Source organism: Cyanobacteria bacterium GSL.Bin1 (genome assembly GCA_009909085.1).
Taxonomy (GTDB): domain Bacteria; phylum Cyanobacteriota; class Cyanobacteriia; order Cyanobacteriales; family Rubidibacteraceae; genus Halothece.
The window spans coordinates 1-9,610 of sequence record JAAANX010000074.1; the positions used below are offsets into that span (position 1 = coordinate 1).

At 46.2% G+C, this 9,610-nt stretch carries 6 protein-coding genes; 2 read left to right on the forward strand and 4 right to left on the reverse strand.

Going from position 1 to position 9,610, the window contains the following annotated elements:
* Positions 1-142: 142 nt before the first annotated feature.
* Positions 143-1,102, reverse strand: coding sequence for a Red carotenoid-binding protein (locus GVY04_09260; protein NBD16314.1), 960 nt, complete (start codon positions 1,100-1,102; stop codon positions 143-145).
* A gap of 175 nt (positions 1,103-1,277) precedes the next feature.
* Positions 1,278-1,499 (reverse strand): hypothetical protein, encoded by a 222-nt coding sequence (locus GVY04_09265; protein ID NBD16315.1) that lies wholly within the window; start codon positions 1,497-1,499, stop codon positions 1,278-1,280.
* Between the two features lie 623 nt (positions 1,500-2,122).
* On the opposite strand from GVY04_09265, the gene rbfA reads away from it, so the two are divergent.
* Both rbfA and GVY04_09275 read left to right on the forward strand, forming a co-directional pair.
* On the forward strand, positions 2,123-2,515 hold the full coding sequence (gene rbfA, locus GVY04_09270) for a 30S ribosome-binding factor RbfA (protein NBD16316.1): 393 nt from the start codon (positions 2,123-2,125) through the stop codon (positions 2,513-2,515).
* Entirely contained in the window at positions 2,515-4,113 is a 1,599-nt protein-coding gene (locus GVY04_09275; protein NBD16317.1) for a beta-glucosidase, read from the forward strand. The genes rbfA and GVY04_09275 overlap by 1 nt, the downstream gene beginning before the upstream one ends.
* On the opposite strand, the gene GVY04_09280 is transcribed toward GVY04_09275, so the two are convergent.
* Both GVY04_09280 and GVY04_09285 read right to left on the reverse strand, forming a co-directional pair.
* Positions 4,110-4,928, reverse strand: coding sequence for a hypothetical protein (locus tag GVY04_09280; protein ID NBD16318.1), 819 nt, complete (start codon positions 4,926-4,928; stop codon positions 4,110-4,112). The genes GVY04_09275 and GVY04_09280 overlap by 4 nt on opposite strands.
* 66 nt (positions 4,929-4,994) lie before the next feature.
* Positions 4,995-9,581: a hypothetical protein gene (locus tag GVY04_09285; protein ID NBD16319.1), complete on the reverse strand. Its 4,587-nt coding sequence runs from the start codon at positions 9,579-9,581 to the stop codon at positions 4,995-4,997.
* Between the last annotated feature and the right edge of the window lie 29 nt (positions 9,582-9,610).

The following is a 9,610-nucleotide window of genomic DNA, read 5'->3' on the forward strand; positions in this document are numbered from 1 at the left end:
CTCTTAGCATTACCAATAAAACTTTTGATGATAAATTTGTTGTAGCATAACCTTGTCGGCTTGTGTCGTAAGTTCGCTATCATCCCCAATTCGCTGACGCTGAAATTGGGGACTTCTCGCTCACCTTAGTTAATCCCTAACTCTAACGAGCAAAGTTCATTAATTCTTTGGGAGAGGCGAGTAAATCGATCGCCACGAAGAAAATCTTGTCGTTGGGGTCAAGTAAAAATCGCCAAGCGATGTTCATGCCGACTTTCGCACCAAACCAAGGGCTCTGGACTTTCCCAGTGACTTTGATTTGAGTATAATTATCTTCGGCTGGTTCCGCCACTCCTGCTTCAGGTAGGAGCTTTAAGTTTTGGCATTCTTGTTTAAAGAACCGTAAAATTGCCTCTTTGCCAACAATCGGTCGCTGAAAAGGAGGTTGTATTGCGCCATCGGAAAGGAACAACTCAATTAAGGCGTCAAAGTCATTGGCATTCATGTTGCTCATATAAGCCAACACTGTAGGGTTCGTAACGCCTGTAATCGTCACTTTCTCTCGTTTAGACATATCTTGAGGAGGCTCAACTGGCTCGCTCACCGGCGTATAGGTTCCCATTTGCTTGGGATCAAATCCCATTCCAACCACGCAGTTCCGCAAGACGGTAATTTGTTGACCGGATTCTAAGCTCCGAATTGCCTGTAACACAGCAGATGCATTAGCGGAGAGTTGATATCCTTTAGGAATCGGAGCAACGATGCCTTCTTCCATCCATTGTCCCAGTTTGTACCAGAAGCCAAGTTTAATGTTGGGCGACCAAGTAGCGTAAGTCCGACAAATTTCAGTATTGGCGCGATTTGCTAAGTCACACATGACTTGCGATTGCTCTTGGAAACTCATTTGCCGAATTTGATTAAGGGTTCTTTCCGCAAACTGCATACTGGCTGCTCCTGGAGCAGCAATAGTAATCGTTTTACCCATTTCTAGATAAGCAAACCAAATTAATGCCAACTGATCTTCTGCGCTCAACTGCTCAAATCGAGCAATTGTCGCTGGAACTGCATCAGCAGCTAAGGTATTCGGGAAAATATTACGTGCTGAATCAATTGTAAATGGCATGATCTTTAAAACCTTTCCTCTATAATTGGCTACAATCCCTACTTTGAAACGAGAGATTCATGGCTGATAATATCAGCACGCTTGCTGACGCCATTCAACTTCTACTGTATTCCTCATACTTCTTTACAGAAATCCCTTTTTTTTGATTAAATTTTTAAGAAAAAGAAATTTTTATTTAAAGAAACGTAAAGGAGTCAACCTCTAAAATTTCGCCAATCATGGCGACACTCATGACATCATTTCTGATTGTTCCCGTCACTTCTACTCGCTGTTGGGGCTGACATAGTGCTGCTGGGGGATTTCTTAATTCATAAGTTGTACCGTCCTCTGATACCAAAGCCCAAGTGCCTGGACCTACATCTTTTTTTTCAATCTTGCCAGTGACTGTAATCATAATATAAATAAAGCCCGCAAATGCAGGCTTTTTAATCTTCATTAAAGCAACAATAGTCAGTCAAAAATTACCATTCTAACTCCACATCGCCGGTAAAAGGATCGCCGGAGTAAGGCTGCACCCCAACATTAGGATAAGCATCATCATTGGGAGAGAAAATGCGAGCAATTGCTTCCGCAAAAAAGGAGTTAATATTGTCCATAAGTTTCATGATTCCCATAATTTTCACCCTGAACTCGCTAAGTATTTATCCTCAGAAAAAAGGCAGAAGAACCCATCGCAAATGGGTTGAATTGAATAAAAAAAATTACTTGCTTTTTCCCTTATTTTTAGTATATTGCTAATTCCCACAAAATGGCATAAATATTAAGTTATTCTCAACATTTTTTTGTATATGTTCGTAATCAAGTAATACATCGTATTTTCTCAAAATTCCTTTGTTTTCCGGCTGGGATCACTTTGTGAGCAGTCGTCAGTTTTTGCTTTTGCGATGGAATTTCTTAACTGCAGAAAAGAGAATAAAGGAAAAGCCTTGTGCTAAATCATCAGGAAAAACAGCAGACGAGTCACAAGAATCGACTTTTTAGATTTAATATAGAAAAGGCGGATTGTTAAGGAGAAAGAAAATGGCAACCAGTCGCCGTGTGGCAAGGGTAGCCTCCCTGATTCAGCAGGAAGTGAGTCAAATGCTGATTAATGGTATTAAAGACGATCGCGTGGGTGCCGGAATGGTCAGTGTGACTGCAGTCGATGTCTCCAACGATCTCCAACACGCCAAAATCTTTGTCAGTATCTATGGAACTGACGAAGCAAAAGCAGAAACCATGGCGGGGTTGAAATCTTCCACTGCCTTTGTTCGTCGTGAGTTGGGAAAACGGATTCGCTTACGGAGAACCCCAGAAGTGGTCTTCCATGAAGATCTCTCGCTAGAACTCGGCGATCGCACGCTTTCTTTAATTAATCAACTGAGTGCGCAACGGGCTGAGGAGACGGAAGCAGAAGAGGAAACCGAAAATTAATGTCTGCTCTTCCTGATTACACCCAGCTTTCCCTTGCTGAACAAATTGCCCAGATGATTGTCGTTCGCGCATCTGGGTATATGTTTGATCACCAAATTCGCTTCCCACAGTGGGAACCTCGTAATGAGCAGTTACAGCACTGGCTGAAGGATCTCAAAGTGGGGGGAGTGATTATACTGGGCGGCAGCGCGGTTGAAATTGCCGAACGAACCCATCAATTGCAAAGTTGGGCAGAGATTCCCCTATTGATCGCTGCTGATATTGAAGAAGGGGTGGGACAACGCTTTGCTGGGGCAACTTGGTTTCCGCCACCGATGGCGCTGGGAGAAGTTGCAAAAACTGATCTCAGTCTTGCGAAGCAGTATGCGAAAAAGATGGGAGAAATAACAGCACAGGAAGCATCGGCACTGGGAATCAATTGGGTATTAGCGCCGGTGGTGGATGTCAATAATAATCCTAAGAATCCGGTGATTAATGTGCGCTCTTTTGGCGAAACACCGGCAGTTGTGAAGGAGTTGACAGAGGCTTTTATGACTGGGGCACAGACTTATCCGGTGTTAACCACGGCAAAACATTTTCCGGGACATGGGGATACGGCAACCGATTCCCATTTAACGTTACCCGTTTTGGAAGTGGGAACAGAGCGTCTGGCGGAAGTAGAACTGCCCCCTTTTATGAATGCTATTTCCCAAGGGGTTGATGGGGTAATGAGCGCCCATCTCTTGGTTCCCGGTTGGGATGAGCATCTTCCAGCAACCCTTTCATCCACCATTTTGACCCAACAATTACGCTTGAATTTGGGTTTTGAGGGCTTGATTGTGACTGATGCCCTAATTATGGGCGCTTTAAATGAAATTGCTTCTCCTGAGGAAATTCCCATTCTCGCCATTGAAGCCGGGGCAGATATTATCTTAATGCCGGATGATCCTGAACGCGCGATCGCGGCGATTACAGACGCAGTGAATAGTGGTCGTCTTTCTCCGCAACGGATTAGTGCCTCTGTAGCCAGGATTGGGGAGGCAAAAGCGAAAATCAGTGACGCTGAAAAAAGAGACTTCCGCCAGGAATTAGCCACCTCGATAGCTTTAGAAACGAGACAAAACATTCTCGCTGCGTCAATGCGAACTAAGGGGAATTTACCGATCTCTGTGCCAGAAACCCCTGCCCAAAACTTAATGATTGTCGATGATTTACTCAGTTGCGAGTTTTTAAACCGGAATCATTGCGCGATCGCGCTTCCCCAACAACTAGGCTATCGCTTGCAACTGTTAGGACAAGCCCAAATCTTTCCAGATCCTCCGCAAAATGCTCCGCTGACCCTGGTGCAGTTATTTACTCGCGGCAATCCTTTCCGAGGGGAATCAGGGCTGAATGAGAAGACACAAGCCTTTCTAAAAGAACTATTTACTCAAGGGTGTGTGCAAGCCGTCCTGGTTTATGGCAGTCCTTATGTCTTGACCTGGTTAGATACTTATTGTCCAGAAACCGTTCCTTATCTTTTCAGCTATGGGCAAATGAGTGACAGTAGCGCGATCGCGTTGCAACAATTGTTTGATAACACTCAATTCGCTGATTCTGAAGATCGCTCTTTCCTCTAAAACTCATTGAGTTTCCTCATTGATTTGGAAGCTCTTGATGGGGTTATATCAATCACTTGAATCGTCCCCAGTTCTGTGCCTAATAAATCAGGTTGATTGTTGGCATCCAAATTTTGATCAACTGTGTTACTCCCTTGCTTGAGTTGTTCTTGTTGTTGTTCAAGTGCCTCAGAAGTATTTTCTTGGGCGGTTTCTAGTGTTTCTATAACTTGTGAGGGATATCTTTCCAGGTTATCCCCTGTTTCTAAACCATCGGCAATACCGCTGGTTTCATAAAAGGTTTGCAAGCTAAAGGTGTTGACTTCACCGACTTGATTTCCTCTGACATTCACTTTTTGACCGGGTTTCAGTTCGACCGTATTTTCTCCTTGGGCATTAGACACGCGGACAACTGCTTTTTCACTGCCGAAAACACCAACTTTCGTTAATTTTTCTTCTGCATCATAAGTTGTCCAAATGGTGGCTTCAGTGGCCCTCACCCGCGCCGTAGGGGTTTCAACCGTTAAATCTCCCCCACCGGGTCGCAGAATAAACAGAGCGGTTCCCTCAGCAATATGAAAGCGTCTCATCCCATGTTCAAATTGGAACTGAGTTTGAGCCGTCGCTCTAACGACAGTTCCTTCATTAAATATCAGATCCGCTCTCGAGTCAGAACCGGTTTGTAATAAATCTCCAGGAACTAACTCGTCTTCGTTTGTGGCTTCGGTCTGATTAATTAAAACTTGATTGATCATGGTATAAAAATCAGCCCACTTGAGCATCGGTTGGGTTTTCCCTTCACTACTCCACAAAAACAGCCCAAAGAGGGAGATCATTGTCAATACGCTTAACTTACGGATTGCATGTAAGCGACTCGTCATTGGTTTGAACATCATTTTACGCTACTCCTTTTGTGAGCGCTGGTTTTGACAAAGGTCAGCATGGGTGGTGAGGTAATTCGCAGCGCGATCGCAGCCTTGTTGCTGTAAAGACTTTAAATCAAAGTGCCATCGTTGCAAAATACCGGCATTGCCCCCTGCCACTAATTCCTTTCCATCTGGACGAAAGCTCAGGCTACGAATCGGTTGATCCTGATTTTCTAGAGTTGCTATATTTTCTGCAGTTTCAGGATGCCAGAGTTTGATCGTGCCATCGGTACTCCCTGAGGCAAGAACTTTACCATTGGGAGTAAAACTCAAACTGGTGACGCCTTTGCTGTGTCCGACTAAAGTGTGTAAAAGCTCACCATTCGTCACCTGCCATAACTTAACCGTATTATCCCAGCCCGCCGAAGCGAGAATTTTTCCCTTCGGGCTAAACGCGATCGCGCTGACAGCAGGTTCATGGGCGTTAAGGACTTGTAAGACTGTACCATCCACTTGCCAAATTTTAACCTTGCCATCATAGCCACTAGAAGCAAAGATGTCTCCTTGAGGGGCAAAATGAACGCGGGTTACGCCCTCTCCATGAGCCGATAAGGTTTTCTCAACTTCACCATTGGCATTCCAGAGGCGCACGGTTCCATCCTCACTGGCAGAAGCTAGCATTTCACCGTCTGGACTAAAATCAACACTATTCACGATCCCCTCATGACCTTTAAGGGTTTGTGCAGCAGTGCTTTGTTGATGGGGATGCCAAATTTTGATGGTTTGATCCGCACTGCCAGAGGCTAAACGTTGACCGTTGGGACTAAAGCTGAGGGCTTTGATACTTTTGGTATGACCGGCTAATTGTTGAGTGATCATTCCTTCCGCATTCCACAGACGAATGGTGTGATCCCAACCAGCTGAGGCGAACTGATTTCCGGTTGGAGCAAATTGAACGCTATAAATATCTTCCTGCTGACCCTTCATTGGTTCGGGTAACTGCCAAGTTCTCAACGTTTTATCGTCGCTCGCAGAAACCATCACGTTACTGTTCGGGAAAAAGCTCACATCTCTGACTGCTCCTTGATGGGCAGTTAAAGTAATAGTTGGGGAATGAGGATGATCTTGCCAAGCCCAATATTCAATATTTCCCTCTTGGTCAGCTGAGATCAGTTTGCCATCAGGAGTAAAAGCGACGGCAGTGGCTACATTTGGAGAGGGCGGTAACTCCGCTTGTAATGTACCATCCTGGTGCCAAATTTGAATTTGACCGGATAAACTGGCGACTGCAATCCGTTCGCCATTCGCACTAAAGGCAAGGTCACTTACCCCATCCTCGGCAGTTAACCTTTGTACTAACGTTCCATCTTGCTGCCAAATTTTAACCACTGATGAGTGTTGACTAGCAGAGGCAATCCAATTTCCGTCTGGGCTAATGCTAATCTGACTAATGCCTTGGTCGTGAGCGAGAAAGCGTTTGTCTAATGTGCCATCCCCATTCCAAATCGCAAGGGTACCATCTTCTCCAGCGGTGATGAATTGTTGACCATTCGGCATGAAGCGAACACAGTTGAGGGCTTGCTGTTGCGTCGAAATGACTTTAACAAGTGTGCCATCGCGTTGCCATAACCGAATCGTTCCATCTAAACTGGCGGATGCGAAAAGAGTTCCCTCTGGCTGAAAGTGAATGTCCATGACTTCCCTGTGGTGGGCATCGAGAGTTTTTATCAGTTGACCATTAGACTGCCAAAGTTTAACTGTGCCATCCCAACTAGCGGATGCAATGAGGTTTCCATCCGGTGAAACATCAACAGCTTGCACGGTTTGGGTGTGCCCTGATAGAAGATTTAGGGCTGGGCTACGGTGCAGGATGGTTTGTAAGGTGCTAGCGGTTTCCCATCGTAAGGAAGAAGGGAAAAAGCGGATGGTTTGCAACACTTCTCCCGCTTCGAGACTGGTGACTAAGGCTTTTAAAGGTTGCTCTGAATCAGATAAGACATGGGCAGAGGCATTGAGGGTTCTCACCTGATTAACTAAAGTTTGTTGTCGTTGCCAGTAAGCCAACCCACCGATGATAGTGGCAATGATCCCTAAAAGGCTAATGGTAGTGGCAGCGGCTTGAGCGCGTCTCAGTCGGCGTTGGGCTTGCCGTTGTTGGGCATCTCGTTGCGCGATCGCGCTTTCTACAAATTGCTGTACTGATTCCGATAGTTCTTCGGTATATTTAATATAAATGTCTTCGGCTTGGGCGAGCCGGACGCCTTGCCAAAGATAATCCGGGTTTTGCTCATTGTCGTGCCAAAGGTTCGCCGCTTGCTGAAGTTGTCGCTGCAGTTGCAAGCGAGTGCGATTTTGTTCCAGCCACCACTGTAGGGTTGACCAATTCTGAATCAGGATTTCATGGGCAATCTCGATATTGGTATCAATCGGAAGTTCTGTCCACTCTTCATCAGATGAGGCGCTGGTGCTTCGACTTTCTCCCCTTTGAGAATTACTAACGGTTTCCGAATCGACAACCACTAAGTTGGCTTCAACGAGCGCTTGTAAGGTTCGTTCCACTAGTGCTTGGGGATATTTCCCAACGATTAAATCGCCTTTGCGAATGCGGCGAGACGTATCAGCCATGCCATCACCCACTTGCGTCAGGGCGAGAAAAATCCACTGAGCACAATCTTGAGCCTCTGCATCAAGATTTTGATAAACGGTATTTGCTTTTTGTTCCAGTGCTCCTTCTAAGCCCCCAATCTCTTGCTGGTAGGCTTTTAGGGTGAGCTTTCCCTTGTCTCGGTTTTCCCAAAGCTGTTCTAAAACAAACTCCAATAGCGGTAATTGCCCGGCAGAGGTGCCAATTTCTTGTAAAAGAACTTCCACTAGGGCGGGTTCAACTTGTAAGCCCACGCTGGCTGCGGGGTTGATGATGACATTGCGGTACTCTGGTTTAGGCAGATGCGGAGGAACAAAGAAACTGGCTTGTTGTAAAAGCGCAGCGAGTTCGGAATATTCTAAGCAATGGGTAACAAAATCAACCCGGAGGGTAATCAGGAGCTTAACGCGATCGCGCGCATAATTCATTGTCCCCAGCAATAATTCCAGAAACTGATGCCGTTCTACAGGAGAAGCGAGGGTAAAGAGTTCCTCAAATTGATCAACGACCAGCACAACCATGGGTTCTGAATAAGCCCGTAACCAGCGGACTAACCCCTCCACCCCTTCATACAACAATCCTTCTAATTGCTCCTGTTGTTCTGGCGAGTCCGCTAATTGCTCCGTCAGACTCGTTAAAGGATGTTCACCCGGTCGGAAATAGCAAATTCGCCATTGCTCACTCCCTGGCAGTTGTTTCCCCGCTTTGAGCTGGGCTATGATTCCCGCTTGCACCACAGAGGATTTCCCACTGCCAGACGCCCCCACAACCGCTAAAAAAGAACGGTGGTAAAGTTCAGCAATGAGTTTTTGCGTGAGTTGTTCTCGCCCATAAAAATAAGCGGTGTCTTCCTCACTGAAGGCTTTTAATCCCATATATGGGCAAATTCCCAGATCAAGGCTGGAGGAGAGAGACATTTCCCGTTGATGTTGTCCCGGCAAAATTTCAATAACGCCTCGCCCCCCAGAGAGCCAGAATTCCATTTGGATGCTCGTTTCTGCCAAATGCGCTTTCAGTTGATACATCCAGCTTGCTGCTGATAGCCCAGTTTGTGGATCCGCATGAACCAGGGTTTCCACGACAGCTTGACTCAATTGGTTTGGGGTTTCCTGCCCAGAACTGGCAGCAATCAGACATTGACCATAATCGGTTCCCAGTTTTAACGCTTCAATCCAATCGTTTAAATGGGGCGTACCCATACAATCTAAGATAATGATTTGTTGGGCGACTTGTGCCTGCTGTAGTTGCTGCTGCAGCCAAGAACGGGCCAAGCGCTTCCCTTGTCCTAGTGCCAGATAAACTTCCCCTGCTTCATCAACTCCGACCTCACCCTTTAAATACAGCAGTGCCGTTTCCTTTTCCGGTTCTCTCCCAGTGGGAACAGCACTGGTTTTTGAGCGCAAACACTCTTGAATCCCTTGTTTCATTTCCAGCGGAGACATTTTCGTATTCAGCCAGTACTGAATTTCAAAGTGACTGCGACCGCGCAAGACTTTTCCCAGTTCCAAACTCGTTTGAGTTTGAGGATTGGCGACAATGACTAATGCCCGGCGCGGATAGAGTGAGACCTCCGTTTGGGGTGTTTTCCCTAAAATGAGTTCGCCCACGCCTTCTACAATCCGTTTTGGGGTTTGTAAGGGATATTCTGCTTGTAGATTCGTTTCCCCACGACTCCGCTTTTGCTGGTTAATCAGTCGCAGTTGCTGGTTTGTTTTATCGATGTATTGCAGTGTCTGATGATAGACGTAGCGATAGAGACCATCAGCTTCAATGATGCCTTGTGAATTCGCTGCTGCTCCTTGTAAGCCTCGGATCAGATAATAGGTAAAAATGCCATGACCCAACTCGGGAAATTCCCAAGACTGCTGAGCGCGATCGCAGGATAGAAGTGCATAAAAGCCTTGCGTTCGAGCCGCCTGTTCTTGCAAGCGTTCAATCAGTTGCGGGGTGGGATGATAAAGAGTTTGCTGCCAACTCACTCCTCCACTATGGCAGGCATCGAGCCACA